13 protein-coding genes are annotated in these 18,339 nt (G+C 62.8%); 4 read left to right on the plus strand and 9 right to left on the minus strand.

All coding sequences use genetic code 11. The annotated features are described in order from the left end of the window. The first annotated feature begins 1 nt into the window (after position 1). On the plus strand, positions 2-3,034 hold the full coding sequence (locus NR193_RS15225) for a caspase family protein (RefSeq protein WP_256751625.1): 3,033 nt from the start codon (positions 2-4) through the stop codon (positions 3,032-3,034). Further along, positions 3,031-4,716, plus strand: a complete 1,686-nt coding sequence (amrB, locus tag NR193_RS15230; protein ID WP_256751626.1) for an AmmeMemoRadiSam system protein B — start codon at positions 3,031-3,033, stop codon at positions 4,714-4,716. The genes NR193_RS15225 and amrB overlap by 4 nt, the downstream gene beginning before the upstream one ends. A gap of 157 nt (positions 4,717-4,873) precedes the next feature. Here the strand turns inward: amrB and NR193_RS15235 are convergent, their stop codons facing one another. Next, a complete protein-coding gene (locus tag NR193_RS15235) occupies positions 4,874-6,706 on the minus strand; it encodes a hypothetical protein (protein WP_256751627.1) in 1,833 nt (610 codons plus the stop codon). A gap of 152 nt (positions 6,707-6,858) precedes the next feature. Beyond that, the gene (locus tag NR193_RS15240; RefSeq protein ID WP_256751628.1) at positions 6,859-7,953 is read right to left on the minus strand and encodes a serine protease; all 1,095 of its coding nucleotides are present in this window, start codon (positions 7,951-7,953) and stop codon (positions 6,859-6,861) included. A 400-nt stretch (positions 7,954-8,353) separates the two neighbouring features. Between NR193_RS15240 and NR193_RS15245 the strand changes: the two genes are divergently transcribed. Then, positions 8,354-9,448, plus strand: a complete 1,095-nt coding sequence (locus NR193_RS15245) for a trypsin-like serine protease (protein WP_256751629.1) — start codon at positions 8,354-8,356, stop codon at positions 9,446-9,448. Between the two features lie 84 nt (positions 9,449-9,532). Here the strand turns inward: NR193_RS15245 and mgrA are convergent, their stop codons facing one another. From mgrA to NR193_RS15280, 7 genes are all read right to left on the minus strand, one after another. Beyond that, entirely contained in the window at positions 9,533-10,579 is a 1,047-nt protein-coding gene (mgrA, locus tag NR193_RS15250) for an L-glyceraldehyde 3-phosphate reductase (protein WP_256751630.1), read from the minus strand. Between the two features lie 120 nt (positions 10,580-10,699). Continuing rightward, entirely contained in the window at positions 10,700-11,842 is a 1,143-nt protein-coding gene (locus tag NR193_RS15255; protein WP_256751631.1) for a Gfo/Idh/MocA family protein, read from the minus strand. Between the two features lie 11 nt (positions 11,843-11,853). After that, positions 11,854-12,600, minus strand: coding sequence for a sugar phosphate isomerase/epimerase (locus tag NR193_RS15260; protein WP_256751632.1), 747 nt, complete (start codon positions 12,598-12,600; stop codon positions 11,854-11,856). 40 nt (positions 12,601-12,640) lie between these two features. Then, positions 12,641-13,735, minus strand: coding sequence for an ABC transporter ATP-binding protein (locus NR193_RS15265; RefSeq protein WP_256751633.1), 1,095 nt, complete (start codon positions 13,733-13,735; stop codon positions 12,641-12,643). 5 nt (positions 13,736-13,740) lie between these two features. Further along, positions 13,741-14,673: a carbohydrate ABC transporter permease gene (locus NR193_RS15270; protein ID WP_256751634.1), complete on the minus strand. Its 933-nt coding sequence runs from the start codon at positions 14,671-14,673 to the stop codon at positions 13,741-13,743. Continuing rightward, complete coding sequence (locus NR193_RS15275) at positions 14,670-15,557, minus strand: carbohydrate ABC transporter permease (RefSeq protein ID WP_256751635.1); 888 nt, start codon at positions 15,555-15,557, stop codon at positions 14,670-14,672. Before NR193_RS15275 ends, NR193_RS15270 begins: the two co-directional genes overlap by 4 nt. A gap of 81 nt (positions 15,558-15,638) precedes the next feature. Beyond that, on the minus strand, positions 15,639-16,877 hold the full coding sequence (locus NR193_RS15280; RefSeq protein ID WP_256751636.1) for an ABC transporter substrate-binding protein: 1,239 nt from the start codon (positions 16,875-16,877) through the stop codon (positions 15,639-15,641). 392 nt (positions 16,878-17,269) lie between these two features. On the opposite strand from NR193_RS15280, the gene NR193_RS15285 reads away from it, so the two are divergent. Further along, on the plus strand, positions 17,270-18,322 hold the full coding sequence (locus tag NR193_RS15285; protein ID WP_256751637.1) for a LacI family transcriptional regulator: 1,053 nt from the start codon (positions 17,270-17,272) through the stop codon (positions 18,320-18,322). Positions 18,323-18,339: the final 17 nt, after the last annotated feature.

Raw genomic sequence — 18,339 nt, forward strand, 5'->3', positions numbered from 1 at the left:
GATGGGAAAAGCCGAGATCAGCGTCCGCCTTGTGCGCGCCTGCCGCTGGCTGGCCATGGCGGGGTCGCTTGTTGTCGCATCGGCTGTCCGCGCCGAAGAGGCGCCTGACTTCCATCTGGACCTCGACACCGGCGGCCACAGCGCTCAGGTCACCGATCTCGCCTTCACGCCCGATGGCGAGGACATCGTCTCGGCATCCGATGACAAGACCATCCGCATCTGGGACTGGCGGAGCGGGGTGACGCTGCGCACCATCCGCGGCTATCTCGGCAATGGCAGCGACGGCAAGATCTTCGCGGTCGCCGTCTCGCCGGATGGCAAGACGATCGCTGCCGGCGGTTATTTCGGCGCCAGTCTCGGCGACAAGCCGCCCTATGGCGACATCAGGCTGTTCGACTTCGCCACCGGCAAGATGAAGGCCGTGCTCAAGGCCGCCGACTACGCGACCTACGACCTTGTCTTCTCGCCCGATGGAAAGACCCTGGCTGCCGGTGGTGCCGACGGCTTCGTCTATCTCTGGCGGCTGGACGACAAGTCGGCGACCGGCTGGACCCTGGACAAGAAACTCGACGCCGATTCCTGGCACATCGACAAGCTTGTCTTCGCCGTAGCGGGAACCCGGCTGGCGGCGACAACCACCGACAACGGCATCCGGCTCTGGGATGTCGTGAAGGGCGAGGAGATCGCGCTGCCGGCCGAAGCCGAGCCACTGAGGGATATCAGCGTCATGGCGCTCGCCGCTTCGCAGGACGATGGCCTGTTTGCCACCGGCGATAAGGACGGGCTTGTCCAGCTCTGGCACGCGGCGGACGGTTCGCTGGTGCGCGCCCTGCCGAAGCAGGACTTTCTTGTCGGCTCGCTGACCTTCGCCAAAGGGTCGCTTCTGGTCGCCTCCTGCGGCTATCGCTGCGCCGACAAGCATCGCTCGACCGTCTGGAACACCGATACCGGCGAAAAGACACTCGACTACTCCGGCCATGACGGCACGGTCCATGCCAGCGCCGCCAACGCCGATGGCTCGCTGGTGGCGACGGCCGGCGGCACCCGCAACGCCATCCAGGTCTGGGACCCAGCGACCGGCGAGCGCAAGGCTCTGCTGCAGGGATTGGGCGAGCCGGTGACCGCCGTCGGCATCGACGTGGCGAACGGCATCATCGCCTGGGGCAACGCCAACCCTTGTCCGGATCGCGTGGCCTGTCCTGAACAACAGGGCGCGCTGGAAAAAAAGCTCGAATTGCCGACCACCGAGCGTTTCTTCGATGATCCGCAGCCGCTGGCGGAGCCGGGTCCGTTCGCTCGTGCCGCGCTCGCCGACGGCCAGTGGTCGCTGCACGCCACGACGGGCGGCAAGGACGCGCTGGAGAACGCGGTGCTGGAGGTCGCCAATGGCGGCAAGGTGGTGCGCAGCATCGAAAACGACGCCACCAACGGCTTTGTCCATTCGGCCTATACGCTGATCGACGACGGCCTTGGCGTGATCACCGGCGGCAATGACGGCACGCTGCTCGAATACCGGACGGCGACCGCGAAAGTGTCGGGTGAGTTCACCGGGCATACCGGTGAAATCAACGCCATGGTTGCCGCGGAGAAGGCTGGACTGTTGGTCACCGGCAGTGCCGACCAGACGCTCAGGCTGTGGAACCTGAAAACACACGAGCTGATCGTGTCGATGTTCTTTGCCGGCTCGCAATGGATCGCCTGGATGCCGCAGGGCTATTATTATTCCTCGGATGAAGGCGACAAGCTGATCGGCTGGCAGGTCAACCAGGGCCGCGATCATGAAGGCCGCTTCATCCGTGCCGGCCAGCTGAAGAAATATCTCTGGAGCCCGGAAATGGTGCGCCGGGCGATCATCTTGCGCAGCGCCAGACAGGCGGTCAAGGAGATGCGGCCAGGCGTCGACAACGAGTTGCAGAAGCTGCTGCAGCGCAAGCCGCCGGAGTTCGGCATTCGCCTTGCCGACGACCAGAGCAGGGTCCGCGATGGTTATGTCGCCGTCGAGATATCGGGTGCCAAGGAAGCCGGGACCGATGTCGCCGGCTTCTCGATCCTGTCGAACAGCCGCAATGTCGGCGACGTCACCGCCCGCTCGGTGGACGGCAACAGCACCATCGTCGAGGTCCCGGTCGAGAATGGCCAGAACATCATCCGCATCACCGGCACCAACGAATATGGCTATCTGACCGAACGCAGCGTGACGGCGCTGGCAAGGAAAACCGAGAAGGCCGAGGCCAAGGGCAAGCTCTATGTCGCGGTCATCGGTGTCGACAAATATCCGTTCCTCACCGACGCCTGTTCCGGCCACGCCTGCGATCTGCGTTACCCCGTCGATGACGCCACCGAGTTCCTCAAGGTGATTGCGCAGAAATCGGCGCCGTTGTTCTCCTCGATGGAATCGCTGGTTCTGGTCAACCGCGACGCGCTCGACGAAGCCCCAGACAAAGCCAAACAGACCTACACCATCGCCAGTGCCGACGGCATCATGGAGCCTGACTCGCACACGATCGACGATCAGCTCGCCGATTTCCTCGACAGACCGGGCGAGCACGACACCACCATCATCTTCGTCGCCGGCCACGGCATCAACATCGACGAGGACTACTATTTCATCCCGACCGATGGCCGCAAACAGGATGCCGAGCGCTGGAAGCGCTCCTCGCTCGTCGACTGGTCGGACATCCAGAAATCGGTCGAGAGGGCCAAGGGCATGCGCTTCATGCTGCTCGACACCTGCCACGCCGCCAACGCCTTCAATCCGCGCCTGGAAAAGGATGCGCAGGACGCGCGCATCGTCGTGTTTTCGGCCACCGCCGCCAACAACACCGCCGCCGAACTGCCGGAGCTTGGCCACGGCGTCTTCACCTATTCGATCCTGGAAGGCCTGCGCGGAAAAGCCAAGACCTCCGATGGCGGCGTCACGCTGTTCGGGCTTGCCGATTTCATTTCGCGCGAGGTGGTGCGGCTGACGTCGTCGCGGCAAAAACCGTTCTATTATGTCGGCGGCGTGGAGAACATCGTCCTGGCCGAGCCATGATCGCCCGCCTGCTGACGATCGCCGTCCTTTCCTTGATCGCTAGCGGCGCGGCATACGCCGCACCTGTTGTCTGTCCCTCCGGCACTGAAAACTACCCGCCCTTCTACGACGATGCCACGCTGTTCAAGAATGCCATTGCCAGCGTCGCCAATGTCGAGCCGTCCAATCAGCGCCTGACCGGCATCACGGTGCCGCATCATCTGCTGGCCGCCGACCTGGTGGCGCTGGGTTTCCGGGCCGCTTCCGGCTTCCGCTACAAGCGCATCGTCATCCTGTCGCCGGACCATTTCCACAAGACGCACAAACTGTACGCCACAACGCTGCGTGGTTTCGATACCGTGCTTGGCCCGGTCACCGCCGACGCCAACGCCGTGCGCCTTCTGGAAACAAACAGCGACATGGTCGAGGAGTCCTGCCTGTTCGACAAGGAGCACGGCGTGCGTGCCATGCTGCCCTTCCTGCACCACTATTTCCCCGAGGCGAAAATCGTGCCCGTCGCAATGTCGGTCAAGGCGCGGCGTGGCGACTGGGACAGGTTGGCCGAGGCTCTGAAGCCGATTGTCGACCAGGACACGCTGATCGTCGAATCCACCGATTTCTCGCACTACCTGCCGCAGCACGATGCACGCCGCTTCGACCAGCAGACGCTGAACATGCTGGCCGGCGGGTCGCTCGACGGCATCGCGGCGCTGCGCCAGCCCGATCATGCCGATTCCGTCGGCGCGCTTTATATCCAGACCAGGCTGCAGCGCGAATTGTTCGGCGCCCAGCCGCTCGTCGTCGCCAACGAGAACTCGCAGGAACACACGTCGGATTATGTCGAGCGGACCACCAGCTATGTGGTGGCGCTGTTCGGCGCCTTCGGTCCCGGCTTCAACAACCCGGCACGGCCGAAGGACCGGATCTACTATCTCGCCGGCGACGTGAATTTCGGCCGCGCCATGAAAAAGATCCTGCTACGCGACGGTGTTGCCGACCGGATCGTCGACAGCGTGCTGGCCCTGACCGGATCACGGCCGCTGATCGTCAATCTCGAAGGCGTCGTCCTGCCTAATGTGCCGGAAGCGATCGACGACATGACGCTGGCGATGCCGCAAGGTCTGGCTGTCGACATGCTGAAGAGGCTGCATGTCGCCGGTGTCGGCCTTGCCAACAATCACGCCTATGACCTCGGCCCGTCAGGCTATGCCGAGACACTGCGCGCCCTGGATGAGGCCGGCATTCCGCATTTCGGCCAGGGCGAGACGCTGGCGCTTGCCGATCTCGACCTTGTCGGCCTGACCGACATCGACACCAACAGTTCGAAGAACACCGAGCTGCTCACCCCGACGCTGCTCGACCGGCTGCTGCATGAGAACGCCGAGCGGCCGGTGGTCGCCTTCGTCCACTGGGGCCGCGAATACAAGACCGAACCATCGGCGCGCGAAGACATGCTTGCCGACCAGATGCGGCTGCGTGGCGTATCAGTCATCGTCGGCGGCCATCCGCATGTCTCGAGCGAAGCGATCGTCCCGCTTGCCGGCGGCGACGTGGCGGAGGTCTATTCGCTCGGCAATTTCCTGTTCGACCAGAGTGCGGAACGGTCATCAGGATCGATGCTGGAGCTGCGCGTCTTCGCCCAGGGGACGATCTTTGCCCGGCTCATTCCGTTGCCCAACTATTTCGAGATGGGCCGGAAGTAGGCAGCTCCCAGACAAGGGTGTGTTGAGGATTCAGGTCAGGCCGAGTCGAAAACGGTGGGTTCCGAGAACCGGAGCGGAGCGTACTTGAAGTACGTGAGCACCGGAAGCGCAGGAAGCTACCGTTTGCAGACCGGCATCACCTGAATATCAACATACCCTAGCCGCAACCGACCATCTCCCGCGGCAAATAGCAGACCGCCGGTTCGGTCTTGGTTTCGAACAGCGACTGCTTCGGCCGGAAATAGAAGAAGGTCACCGGCTTGCTTTCGCGCACGCTGCCGTCGGCGAAATGCGCGGCGATGCTGAAGCGGTGGATCGACGACATCGACGACCACATTTTCAGCCGCGCCGTGTAGGCACTGACGTTCTTGTTGCCGCGCACCGGCATGGCGATCGTATAGTCGTGCTTGCCGATCGGGAACTCGATATTCTGGTATCGCATCGCTTCGGGAGTACCACCACCGCCATCGCCACATTCGGCCATCGATTCCGGCGTCTCGAAAACCGCCATGGTCACGGAGGTGCGGAACGGCTCGCTCTGCTGGTAGACATGACCTTCGTCATCCGCCCAGGAATAATCGAACTTGCCGATCGCGTTCAGCGTCATCGCCTGTTGCATATTGCCGAGATAGTCGGCGACCTCGCCAAACTTGATCTTGTTGGTCAGCTGGCTGCGGCAGACATTGAGACTGTCCACCGAAGGACAGGGAAAGCGCCCAGTCTCCAGGCTGGCGGTATCGACCCCGGCCTCGGTAAGCACGCTCTTTATCGACACGTCGACGCCCTCGCCGAAACTGCCGATGTCCTTGCTGAACATGCGACTCGGGTCGCCGGTCGGGTTGCCTTCCTCGTCCACGGTCGTGAACTGGATCGACATCTTCATGTCCTTGGCCTCGCCCCAGCCATTGTTGATGATCGAGAAATCCGGCCGGAAGCCGACGCAGCCGAAATGCTCCGATATCGACAGCATCGGCTTGCGGTAGGCATCGCTGGCGGCGACCTTCATCTCCATTCTGTCGAGCTTGACCCTGGACTGATCCGACGTCTTCAGATCGACCTCGGCGAAGGCTGGCGTGTCCTCCCAGTCCCTGCCGCCGTAGACATTGTTGGTCGTGACCTGCCCGGTGCCGTTCCAGCTGTCATTGTACTCATCGGCCTGCGGATAGATCGCGATGTCCTCGTCGCGCACCAGATGCTGGTACTGCATGTCGGACTGCTGGGTCATGCGCTGGTCGACGACCACGCCGATCTCGACCTTGTCGGCATCGCCACCGCCGGCCTGAGCCTTGAGCAGCCCGCCAACCCTGGCATCGGCCAGCACGTCGGGACGCGAGCCACCGACCTCCTTGCCCATCACCCACTGCGACTCGTAAACCGTACCGCCGGCCAGCCGGGTGTGGCCCTTGCCGTTCTTCAGGCCCTCGACGAATGAGCCTGCGAACATTTCGCCCGTGGTCGACAGCAGCCGACCCTCGCCATTCGGGATGCCGTTGACGAACCGACCCTCATAGCGGTTGCCGTCGGCATCGACATGGATACCGGTTCCATCGAGCACGCCGGCGAGCCAATGCCCGTCGAAAACCTCGCCCGAACGCAGTTCGAGCCGACCTTGCCCGTCGGGCCGGCCATTCCTGACGTCACCGAAGTAGCTGGAATAGATGGTCTTCGGATCGTAGTTCGCCGAGCCGCGCACGCGCCAGACCAGCCGGCCCTTGCCGTTGATGGTGCCGTCCCCGGCGATCGTCCGGTCGGGCGACTGGCCCGCCGCCGGCTCCCAGACGAAGTCGAGATTCTTTTCCGGATGGAAGTCCCATACCCGGACCGTCTTGCGCAGCACCGAGCGCGTCTCTGCCTGGTAGAGTATCTGCACCCGTTCCGCCCACGCACCGCCGGCAGGCGCGGCCGCCGGATCGGCGAAGGCTGATGAAAGCATCAGCGCGGCCAGCATCGATGCGGCCGCGATCCCCAACACTGCCCTTGCCCGCGTCATCCCTTGAGCCCCTTCGGATGCCAACCCCTTGGCCGCTCAAGCGTAGTCGGCGGGCCAGCCTCGTGCAAGAGAAGCCGCGAAGGAAGCGCTGGCATGAAAAAGGGCGGCGGAACCGGTCCGCCGCCCTTGTCTCCACTGCGAATGCGCAGGGACTATTTATACAGGCTGTTGATCCACTGGACGTTGGCGGCGTTCAGGCGCACGGCCGTATTCGCTTCCGGGCTTTCCGCCACGTTGACGCCGGTGATGATGCGCTGCTTGGAACTGTTGTCGTAGGCATAGACCGAACTGCCGCTCGATCCCGGGAACGTATCGCAGTCATACTGGAAATATTCCGGGGCAATGTTCTCGGCATGAACCTCGCAGTTCGCTTTCCACATCGTGCCCATCGGCTTGTCGCCGGGATAGCCGACGAGGTTGGCAGTGAAGTCGCCAAGATCGTCATAATTGGCATAGCCCAGCCAGCCGAGGTTGGTGCCGACATCCTGCTTCAGCGTGATGATGCCGAGATCCCATGGGATGACCGAACCATAATAGCCCTGGTAGTTGTCGATGAAACCTTGCAGCACATAGGCGCTTTCATAGGTGAAGGCGCCGAACGGTGCGTCATCGGCTGTGCTGCCATTGAGGCCTGGAACGAACAGGTATTCGGAGAGCCAGTCCTTGTCCTCATGGCTGTAGAGGCAGTGCGCCGCGGTGAGCACCGTACGCGGGCCGATCAGCGTTGCCGAGCAGCTGCCGTAACTGCCCGTCTTCGCCGATTTGGCTTCGAGATAACCGATTGCCGAGAACGGATAGGTCTTGGTGTTCCTGACCTGCTCGCGGTCGTCGGTACCGAAAACCTGACGGCCGGCTTCCCCTTCACCAAGCCCCGGATCCTCGGTCTTGCGCGGACCACCTTCAGCTCCATTGGCCGGCGCGTTCAGTTCCTTGATGATAAGGTCCCGCAGCGCTTCGCTCGGTTCGATCTTGATCTCCTTGCCATCGGCGGAACGTCCGACGATGCCATAGGATTTGACAGCCGTTGCCTCGTCAGCAAGCGGCGCGGCGCGGCTGTCTTCGTCGGTAAGCTTCGGTGGCGCGATTGGTTTTGCCCGCCCGGGCTTGTAGTCGCCTGAAGTCACGTCCCGCATGCTTTCGCCGTTGCCGGCACTGGCGGAGCCAGGGTCGGCGGCGAATACAGGGGCCGTCCACATTGCCGTGGAAAGCAATGCGGACGCAATGAGTGCGTTTGTCAGTTTTGTCATGGTGAGACTCTCCCAAAAGTCAGCAAGGACTGGATCAAAATACAGAAATATTGTCGAGATCGTGGTGACGCCGAAAAATGAGTTTCCCCGCCGGCGTTCGGCCCGATCGTTGTTCTGCACGGTCATTTGAAGGCCCCCGCCAAAAAACGCCCGCGGCGATATACTGCCTAAAATAATCCAACATTGGCAATGACAAATCACTTCCACGTAGCCCGTGGGGGGCTATAGGGTTTGTGCGGGTTCTGCTCGCGGGCACGGTTAGCAAAAGTGGGATTCGGTTTTGTGACCGATCGCGCGCCAATTGAAAGTGGCACGCGTCCGGATTTCGAAACCGGCGCCGCCTCTTTGCATCATGTCCCGGCACCGGCCTGCACGGGAAAATGGTCTCAGGAGGTTTCAGGTGCACATCACAAGTCGGTTCGGGCCAATCGTTGCCGCTTCGCTGCTTGGCATCGCCGCTGCCGTTATATCAATCAACACCAGCCAGGCGGATGACATCGCCAGGCCCGAAGCGGCGGTCTCGCCGATGAAACGTGTCGCGGATGCCAGGGCCAAGGCTGCGGCGGAGAATCCCGAAGGCACCGATCGCGTCTATGGCGGCAACCAGGCCGAAAAGGGCGCCTACCCGTTCCAGGTCGCGCTGCTTACCACCGACAGGCTGGACGAGAACCCGGCCTCGCAGGCCAATGCACAATTCTGCGGCGGCAGCCTGATCGCGCCGCAATGGGTGCTGACCGCGGCGCACTGCCTCAACGACAAGGGCCAGCCGATTTCGCCAGACTCCGTCACCGTGCTGACCGGCGCCACCGAACTGAGCGAGGGCAAGCGCCACAAGGTGGCGGAGGTCATCGTCAACGAAGGCTACAGCGAGCAGACGCTCGACAACGACCTCGGCCTGCTCCGGCTTGCCGAGCCGGCCGATGCGCCGACCATCAAGCTCACCCACGAGGCGACCCCCGATGCCGGCAAGACGACCGTCACCGGCTGGGGCAAGATGCAGGACGGAACCTTTCCCACCACACTGATGGTTGCCGATCTGGACCTGCAGCCGAACAGCGCCTGCAACAGCGGCATCAAGGCCATCTACGCGCATGATCTGAAGGCGGCACTGGGCGATCTGTCCCATCGCATGCGCTACTCGGAAAAGGGCATCGAAGCCGCCGCCAATGCGATCGCCGCCGACATGACCGACCCGCTGACCAACAACATGATCTGCGCCGGCACCACCAGCGGCGTGCGCGACGCCTGCAATGGCGACAGCGGCGGCCCGCTGTTCATGACCGGCGCCGGCGGCCCGGTCCAGGTCGGCGTCGTCAGCTGGGGCGAAGGCCCGGCGGACGGAAGTGCTGCCTGCGGCCACAAGGACGCCTATGGCATCTACACGCGGCTGGCCAACTACAGCGGCTGGATCGAGGCGAAGATGAAGACCCCTGCGCCCGCGCCGGAAAAGCCCAAGGTCGGGCTTGGCACCGCCCAGAAGCCGGCGACGCCCTGACGCGGCCATCTCGCTTTTGCATGAGAACGGCGGGAGGGGTTCCCGCTGTTTCTAGCTAGCTAGTTGGCCGGCTTGCAAGAAAGCCTATTTCCTCGGCGGACCTTTGCGTTCGGCCGAAGCCGCCCACAGATTGATGTCGGACTCGCGTGCGTAGGTATCGATCTCGGCCAGTTCCGCATCGCTGAAGTCGGGCACCTTGAGCACGCCGACGCAGTCCTCGACCTGCTCCGGCCGGCTGGCACCGATCAGCGCCGAGGTCACCTTGCCCTTGCGCAGCACCCAGGCCAGCGCCATCTGCGCTAGCGTCTGGCCGCGCTTGCCGGCAATGGCGTCGAGCGCCTTGATGTTGGCAATGGTCCTGTCGTTGATGAACGCCGTCTTCAGTGACTTGCCCTGGGAGGCGCGGCTGCCTTGCGGGATGCCGCCGAGATATTTGTCGGTCAGCATGCCTTGCGCCAGCGGCGAGAACACGATGGAGCCGACGCCGAGCCCTTCAAGCGTATCGAGCAGGCCATCCTCCTCGACCCAGCGGTTCAGCATCGAATAGCTCGGCTGGTGGATGACACAGGGCGTGCCGAGCTGCTTCAGGATGTCGGCGGCCTCGCGCGTGCGTTGCGAATTGTAGGACGAGATGCCGGCATAGAGCGCCTTGCCCGAGCGCACGGCATGATCGAGCGCTCCCATGGTTTCTTCCAGCGGCGTATCGGGATCGAAGCGGTGCGAATAGAAGATGTCGACATAGTCGAGCCCCATCCGCTTCAGGCTCTGGTCGAGGCTGGCCAGCATGTATTTGCGCCCGCCCCATTCGCCATAAGGGCCGGCCCACATCTCGTAGCCGGCCTTGGTCGAGATGATCAGCTCATCGCGATAGCCGGCGAAATCGGTGCGCAGGATTTCGCCGAAAGCGGTCTCCGCCGAACCGGGCGGCGGACCGTAATTGTTGGCGAGGTCGAAATGCGTGATGCCAAGGTCGAAGGCCTTGCGGGCGATCGCCTGCTTGGTCTTGTGCGGCGTATCATTACCAAAATTGTGCCACAGCCCAAGCGAGATCGCCGGCAGCTTCAGGCCGGAGCGACCACAACGGTTGTAGACCATGTTCTGGTAGCGGTTTTCGGCGGGGGTGTAGGGCATGGGAAATCCTCAGATGGAAGCGAGCCCGTCGGCTGCCACCGCGACAACGCGGCGAGTCGGCTCAGCCCCTCTCCCTTACCCCCTCCCCGCAAGAACGGGGAGGGGGATGCGGCGCGTGGCCTATTTCTTCTTTGCCAGCAGCTCCTTGGCTTCCTTGACGCCAAGTGCCGCCGGCCGCTCGCATGTCGTCTGCATGGCGACGAACTTGCCGGTCTCGCCCGAGCGCAGCAGGCCGGTCATCACGTCGACGGCATGCAGCGCCAGTTCCATCGAGCAGCGGTGCGGCCGGCCCTCGGTGATCGCGAGCGCCATGTCGGCAAGGCCGGCGGTGCGGTAATTGGCCATCATGCCTTGCGAATGCATCTCGTTGGGCACGCCGAACGGATGCTTCCATTTCGGCAACTTCTTGACCGGCTTGCTGTCCTCGGTGAAGCGCACATCGCCACCGAAGAAGTTCGGATCCGGCACAAACACCGTGCCGGCCTCGCCATAGAGTTCCATCGGCGCATGGCCGTGGGCCCAGACATCCCAGCTTGTGTTCAGCGTCACCACGGCGCCGTTCTCGAATTCCAGCAGGCCATGGATGGTCGTCGGCGTGTTGACCGGGATCTTTTCGCCGGCGCGCGGCTTTGAGCTGATGGTGCGCTCCTTGGCCGGCGTCGTCGCGAAGGCCGCGACCTGTTTCACCGGTCCGATCAGCTGGATCAGATTGGTGATGTAATACGGTCCGATGTCGAGCACCGGTCCCGCGCCAGGCTGGAAGAAGAAGTCGGGATTGGGGTGCCAGTGCTCCATGCCGTGGCCCATGACGTGGCACGTGCCGCTGGTGATCTTGCCGAGTTTTCCCTCGTCGATCAGCTCGCGGACCAGCTGATGCGCACCGCCGAGGAAGGTGTCGGGCGCCGAGCCGATGCGCAGCCCCTTCTTCTCCGCTCGCGCCTTGAGGTCCTGGCCTTCCTTGACCGACAGCACGAAGGGCTTTTCCGAATAGACGTGCTTGCCGGCGTCGAGCACCTGCTTGGACACCTCGTAGTGCACCGCCGGGATGGTCAGATTGACGATGATGTCGATGTCGTCGGCCTTCAACAATCCGTCGACTGTTTCGGCGCGCAGCTTGAACTCCTTTGCCCGCGCCCTGGCGGCATCCATATTGATGTCGGCGCAGGCGCGCATCTCGATGCCGCGAAACAGCGGCGCCAGCGAGAAATACGCCTTCGAGATGTTGCCGCAGCCGATGACGCCGATACCCAGTTTCTTTGCCATGCTGATTGTTCCTAGTAGTTTTTTACGGTTGCGATCGAACGGCGGGCGAAGCGCTCGATGTCGTTCGGGTTGTCCTGTTCCATGACGAAGTACTTGGCGGCACTCTTGGCGCGCAGCACCTTGATCAGGCCGGCCCAGTCGATGGTGCCGTGGCCGACATCCGACCAGCCATCCTCGTCCAGCCCCTCGCCAGGCTTGGCGATGTCCTTGACGTGAACGGCGCTGATGCGCTTGCCGTGTTTCTCGATCCAGGGCAGCGGATCGTCGCCGCCGCGCACCACCCAGGCGACATCCATCTCCCAGCCGATGTCAGGCGCGGAGGACAGGATGTGGTCCTGCGGCACCGATCCATCGGCGAGTTTCTTGAACTCGAAATCATGGTTGTGCCAGGCAAAGCCGTAGCCGGCCTTTTTCGCGGCGGCGCCGACCTTGGCCAAGCGTTCGCCAAAGCCACGCCAGCCGGCGGTGTCGGATGGCCGCTGGTCAGGCATCAGAAAGGGACAGATGAGCAGCGTGATGCCGAGCGCGTCGGCAATCTTGCGCACGCCGTCGAAATCCTTCTCGAGCGCGTCGATCGAGAAATGCCCGGTCGGCATGGCGAGGCCATTCTTGTCGATTTCGGCGCGGAAGGCCTTGGGATCGTCATAGACGCCGCCGAAGCCTTCAACCTCGGTGTAGCCGAGCTTGCCGAGCGTGTTGAGCACGCCTTCCCAGGGCTGGAAATTGCGGGCGCTGTACAGTTGGAATGACCAGTTCATCGTCTCTGTCCGTTCTGCTTGGGGATGGTGGGTCTTGGGGCTACATGCGGTTGCCGGATTGGCTGTCGAACAGCGAGGCGCGGGCGGGATCGAAGCCGATCCGGATTGGCTCGCCATTGCGCAGCGTCTTTTCCGCCTCGACGCGGAAGGAGAAATTGTGGCCGCCGAGCTTCGTCCACACCAGCGTGTCGGAGCCCATCGGCTCGACGATCTCGACCGCGGCATCGGTGGCGAAGGGCATGGTGTTCGCCGCCTCGCCAAAGGCGACGTGCTCGGGCCGGATACCGAAAACGCAAGGCCCGCTGCCATTGCCCGCCGCGTCGAAAGCGTAGCGGTCGAGCGGTATGGAGATATCTCCGGTCTTGAAAGCAATACCGGCCGCCACCTGCCCGTCGATGAAATTCATCGCCGGCGAACCAAGAAAGCCGGCGACGAAGCGGTTGACCGGGCGGTTGTAGATGGTCTGCGGCGCATCGAGCTGCTGGATGACGCCACCTTTCATGACTGCAATACGGTCGGCCAGCGTCATCGCCTCGATCTGGTCGTGGGTAACGTAGATCATGGTGTTCTGCAGCTTGCGGTGCAGCAGCTTTATCTCGACACGCAGTTCGGCGCGCAGCTTGGCGTCGAGATTGGAGAGCGGCTCGTCGAACAGGAACACGTCAACATCGCGCACCAGAGCGCGCCCGATCGCCACGCGCTGGCGCTGGCCGCCGGAGAGCGCCGCCGGCTTGCGTTGCAACAGCGGCTCGATCTGCAGGATCTCGGCGGCCCGCGCGATCCGCTTGGCGATCTCGTCCTTCGGTGTGCCAGCGACGCGCAGACCGAAGGACAGGTTCTTCTCCACTGTCATCTGCGGGTAGAGCGCATAAGACTGGAACACCATGCCGATGCCGCGGTCCTTGGGCTCTTCCCAGGTGACGTTCTTGCCTTTGATGAAAATGCGGCCTTCCGAGACGTCGAGCAGGCCGGCGATGCAGTTGAGCAAGGTCGACTTGCCGCAGCCGGAGGGCCCGAGCAGCACGATGAATTCGCCATTGGCGACATCGAGATTGAGCGTCTCCAGCACGGTCACCGCACCGAAATTCAGCGACAGGTTCTGGATCGAGACGCTGGTGCCGTTGGCTGCCGTCATCGCCATCATCCTTTCACCGCGCCGGCGGCGATGCCGCGGACGAAAAGCTTGCCGGAAATGAAATAGACGATAAGCGGCACAAGCCCGGTCAGGATGGTGGCGGCCATGTTGACGTTGTACTCCTTCACGCCTTGCACCGAGTTGACGATGTTGTTGAGCTGCACCGTCATCGGATAGGTGTCGGGGCGGGTGTAGACGACGCCGAACAGGAAGTCGTTCCAGATACCCGTCACCTGCAGGATGATGGCGACGACGAAGATCGGCAGCGACATCGGCAGCATGATGCGCAGGAAGATGCCCCAGAAGCCGGCGCCGTCGACACGCGCCGCCCTGAACAGCTCTTCCGGCATGGAGGAAAAATAGTTGCGAAACAGCAACGTCAGGATCGGCATGCCGAAAATGGAATGGACGATCACCAGCCCGCTGAGGCTGCCGTACAGGCCGATCTCGCGCAGGATGATGACGATCGGATAGATCATCACCTGGTAGGGGATGAAGGCACCGACGATCAGAATGACGAAAAAGGTGTCGGCGCCCTTGAAGCGCCAATTGGCCAGCGCGTAGCCGTTCACCGAGGCGATGGCGATCGATAGCAGCACCGACGGCACGGTGATGCGCACCGAATTCCAGAAGCCGCGCGAAAGCCCGTCGCAGTTGAGGCCGGTGCAGGCCGTCGACCAGGCCTTGACCCACGGCTCCAAGGTGATTTCGAGCGGCGGCGAGAAGATGTTGCCGAGCCGGATTTCCGGCATGCCTTTGAGCGAAGTGACGACCATCACGTAGAGCGGCAACAGGTAGTAGGCCGCGATGACGAAGAGTGTGCCGTAAAGGAAGATGTTGCGCCGCGAAAACATGCGGCGCGGTTTCGGGCCGTAGGGCCCGGCGATGCCCTGGCTGGCGGCAGCGATTGTTGGAGCTGTGGTGTTTGCCATACTCATTTGCGCCGCCCGAATTCGAGATAGGCCCATGGCACGATGACGATCACCACCGAGAGCAGCATCATGGTCGAGGCGGCAAAACCCTGGCCGAGGTTCTGGGCGAAGAACATGTAGTCATACACATACTTGGCCGGCACCTCGGAGGCGATGCCCGGGCCGCCGCTGGTCTGGGCCACGACGAGGTCATAGACCTTGACGATGCCGGAGGCGATGATGACGAGCGTGGTGATGAAGACCGGCCTCATCATCGGGATGACGATGAACAGATAGGTCTTCCACATCGGTATCCCGTCCACCCGCGCGGCCTTCCAGATGTCCTCGTCGATGCCACGCAGGCCGGCCAGCATCAGGCACATGATGAGCCCGGTGCCTTGCCACAGTGCCGCGATCGATATGCCGTAGATGACGATGCTGGAATTGTAGAGCGGGTCGAAGCTGAAGCTCTCCCAACCCAGCCCCCGCACCACATGCTGGATGCCGAAATCCGGATTGAGCAGCCACTGCCAGACAAGGCCGGTGACGATGAAAGACAGCGCAAAGGGATAGAGGAAGATGGTCCGGAACGTATCCTCGAAGCGTATCTTCTGGTCGAGCAACGCGGCAAGCAGGAAGCCGATGACCAGTGAGAAAACCAGCGAGATCGCGCCGTAGATCAAAAGGTTCTCGATCGAGATCAGCCAGCGCGGCGTCACCCACAACCTGTAATACTGGTCGAGCCCGACGAAATTCAGCCGCGGCAAGAGCTTCGAGTTGGTGAAGGAATAGAGCACTGTCCAAAGAGTGCCGCCGACGAAAACCACCCCTGCGGTGAGGATCATCGGGATCGAGGCGACCTTCGCATTGAGGTTGCGGAACAGCGGGTTGGGGCGTTCGCTCTTGCTCATCTCGTCAGCCGGCTGGGTAAGGGCGGTGTGGTCCCGGCCATGCGTTCGCAAGGCCGGGACCGAGGTGGGTTGCCTCAAACGTCAGTCTGCCGACGCGATGAGGTCGGCGAAGCGCTTCTGCGCGTCTTCCACCGTCAACTCCGGCTTGGCGAAGAATTCGGCGAACAGATCTTCCTTCTGCTTCTGGGTGTCCTGCGAGAGCAACTGGTCCGTCCACGGTATGACGGCGCCCTTGGCGAGGATGGCCAGGCCCTTCTTCATGCAGTCGTTCGCCGCGTTGAGATCGACGTCGCCGCGCACCGGCAGCGAACCCTTCTTCAGGTTGAAGGCGACCTGCGTCTTGGGATCGAGCAGAGTCTGGGCCAGCACCTCCTGGGCCTTGGCCTTGTCGGCATCCTTGAGCAGCGGGAAGTAGAAGGCGTCGCCGCCGGTGGCGATGACTTCGTTCAGCCCAAGGCCCGGCAGGCAGGTATAATCCTTGCCGGCGGTCTTGCCGGCAACCTGAAACTCGCCTTGTGCCCAGTCACCCATGATCTGGCCGCCGGCCTTGCCGGTAATGACCATGTTGGTGGCCTGGTTCCAGTCCTGCACATTGGTGTTCTTTGCCATCTTGCGGGCATCGTCCGCGGCCTTGAAAACCTTGGCGACTTCGGGTCCGGCGGCGAATTTGGCATCCTTGTCCTTGTAGACCTTGAGGAATGCATCCGAGCCGCCCACCGCTGCAAGCAGCACGTCGAAGGCGCCGGAGGACTGCCATGCCTGCCCGCCGACGGCGAGCGGGACGATACCTGCCTTCTCCAGCGCCGGGGCGGCGGCCACGAATTCATTCCAATTCTTCGGCACCGGCACGCCGGCCTTCTGGAAGGCCTCGTTCGACAGCCACAGCCACTGCCAGGAATGGATGTTGACGGGCACGCAATAGATCTTGCCGTCGATGGTGCAGCTGTCGAGCAGGCTCTTCGGCCGCACGATCTCCGTCCACTTGCCCTTGGTGGCGACGTCGGTAAGGTCGCGCATCAGGCCGGCCTGCACCAGCTCTTCCGCCTGGCGGCCGTGGTTGAACTGGGTGGCGCCCATCGGATCGCCGCCGGTGATGCGGCTGATCATGATCGGCCGCGCCGTGCCGCCGGAACCGGCGATGGCGCCGTCCACCCAGTGATTGCCGGTTGCGTCGAAAGCCTTGGCGAGTTCCGCGACCGCCGCCGCCTCGCCGCCCGAAGTCCACCAATGGGTGACTTCCAGATCGGTCGCGGCGGCCGGACCGGCGAACTGCAGCGCGGCCGTCGCTGCCAGGGCAGCGGTCAAAAGTTTGTATCGCATTTCGGTTCCTCCCAGAATCTGAAACGTTACAGATTTTCGATACGGCAATTGCGTGGACTGTGCAACCCCACGATCGAATTGGGTCCATCTTTTTTTCGAGCCGCGAACAAATTCGCACGAACGGCAATGCCTATGTGCGCTGCAACATGCTCGCTGCAGTGCAAAACGCTGGAATGATGCATGAAAGCCGCCAAGGAGCGTGATTCCTATGGAATCCCAATGGGTTTCGTACAGGAGCCGTCCCCTGGCGAAAGGCGGTCCGCATCTCGATATTGGCAATCTGTAACGTTTCAGTATATCTAGGTTTACCGGGGCTGGAGCGTAAGTCGTATCGCAATGGCGGCGATTGCCGACCTGCCCGGCGGCTGCTATGCGCCTGACGGGCGGGACGAATGGACAAACAGCGCAGGGACAAGAAGGAAGAGGCGTCGACGCAGGGGCGACCGACGCTGAAGACGCTTGCCTTCATGACAGGGCTCGGCGTCACCACCGTGTCGCGCGCCTTGAAGGATGCTCCGGAAATCGGCGCCGAAACCAGGCGACGCGTCCAACTGGTGGCCAAGCAGATCGGTTATCGGCCGAACCGCGCCGGCGTGCGCCTGCGCACCGGCAGGACCAACGTCATCAGCCTCGTGCTCAACACCGACCGCGAGATCATGAGCTTTGTCTCGGACATCATCTATGGCGTTTCGGAAGTGCTTGCCGAAACGCCCTATCACCTGATCGTAACGCCCTATTCCCGCTCCCAGGATCCGTTGGAGCCAATCCGCTATCTCGTCGAGACCGGCTCCGCCGACGGCGTCATCATCTCACGCACCCAACCGAACGATCCGCGCGCCCGCTACATGCTGGAGCACGGCATGCCTTTTGCCACGCATGGCCGCACTGACATGGGTGTCGTCCACCCCTACCACGACTTCGACAACCATGCCTTCGCGATCGAGGCCGTGCGCCGATTGGCAAGCATGGGCCGGCGCAAGCTGGCGCTTCTGTCGCCGCCGCCAGGGCTGACCTACTACAGCCACACGCTGAACGGATTTGCCGATGCGCTGAGCGAGGTTGGCGCCAGCGAAATCCCGTTCAACACCGTTTCGATCGACCATTCGATCGAGCAGATCAGGAGCCGGACCGCGCAACTGATGCGCCGTGAGAACCGGCCGGACGGTTTTGTCAGCAGCGCCGCCGCCGCGACACTCGCCATCGTCGCCGGCATCGAGGATGCCGGCCTCAAGCTCGGCCGCGACGTCGATGTAGTGTCCAAGCAGTCGTCGGATCTCTTGCACCTGTTCCGGCCGGAACTGCTCGTCGTCAACGAGAACTTCCGGCTGGCGGGCTCCGAACTCGCCCGCTCCGTGCTCGGCTGGATCGGCGGCGCCGCGCCCGGCTCGCTGCAGTCGCTCAGCTTGCCAGGCGAGGTGCAGGCCTATCAGCGTCCAGCCGACTGATCTGGTCCGATGCTCTG

Origin of the sequence: Mesorhizobium sp. Mes31, from assembly GCF_024519675.1 — a bacterium.
Classification (GTDB): Bacteria; Pseudomonadota; Alphaproteobacteria; order Rhizobiales; family Rhizobiaceae; genus Mesorhizobium.

What these genes read in the sequence shown, in the direction of transcription:
- NR193_RS15240 (WP_256751628.1), bottom strand. Translation starts at nt 7,953, where the DNA reads ATGACAAAACTGACAAACGCACTCATTGCGTCCGCATTGCTTTCCACG.
- NR193_RS15285 (WP_256751637.1), top strand. Translation starts at nt 17,270, where the DNA reads ATGGACAAACAGCGCAGGGACAAGAAGGAAGAGGCGTCGACGCAGGGG.
- NR193_RS15260 (WP_256751632.1), bottom strand. Translation starts at nt 12,600, where the DNA reads ATGAACTGGTCATTCCAACTGTACAGCGCCCGCAATTTCCAGCCCTGG.
- NR193_RS15235 (WP_256751627.1), bottom strand. Translation starts at nt 6,706, where the DNA reads ATGACGCGGGCAAGGGCAGTGTTGGGGATCGCGGCCGCATCGATGCTG.
- NR193_RS15265 (WP_256751633.1), bottom strand. Translation starts at nt 13,735, where the DNA reads ATGACGGCAGCCAACGGCACCAGCGTCTCGATCCAGAACCTGTCGCTG.
- NR193_RS15270 (WP_256751634.1), bottom strand. Translation starts at nt 14,673, where the DNA reads ATGAGTATGGCAAACACCACAGCTCCAACAATCGCTGCCGCCAGCCAG.
- amrB (WP_256751626.1), top strand. Translation starts at nt 3,031, where the DNA reads ATGATCGCCCGCCTGCTGACGATCGCCGTCCTTTCCTTGATCGCTAGC.
- NR193_RS15280 (WP_256751636.1), bottom strand. Translation starts at nt 16,877, where the DNA reads ATGCGATACAAACTTTTGACCGCTGCCCTGGCAGCGACGGCCGCGCTG.
- NR193_RS15275 (WP_256751635.1), bottom strand. Translation starts at nt 15,557, where the DNA reads ATGAGCAAGAGCGAACGCCCCAACCCGCTGTTCCGCAACCTCAATGCG.
- mgrA (WP_256751630.1), bottom strand. Translation starts at nt 10,579, where the DNA reads ATGCCCTACACCCCCGCCGAAAACCGCTACCAGAACATGGTCTACAAC.
- NR193_RS15255 (WP_256751631.1), bottom strand. Translation starts at nt 11,842, where the DNA reads ATGGCAAAGAAACTGGGTATCGGCGTCATCGGCTGCGGCAACATCTCG.
- NR193_RS15225 (WP_256751625.1), top strand. Translation starts at nt 2, where the DNA reads ATGGGAAAAGCCGAGATCAGCGTCCGCCTTGTGCGCGCCTGCCGCTGG.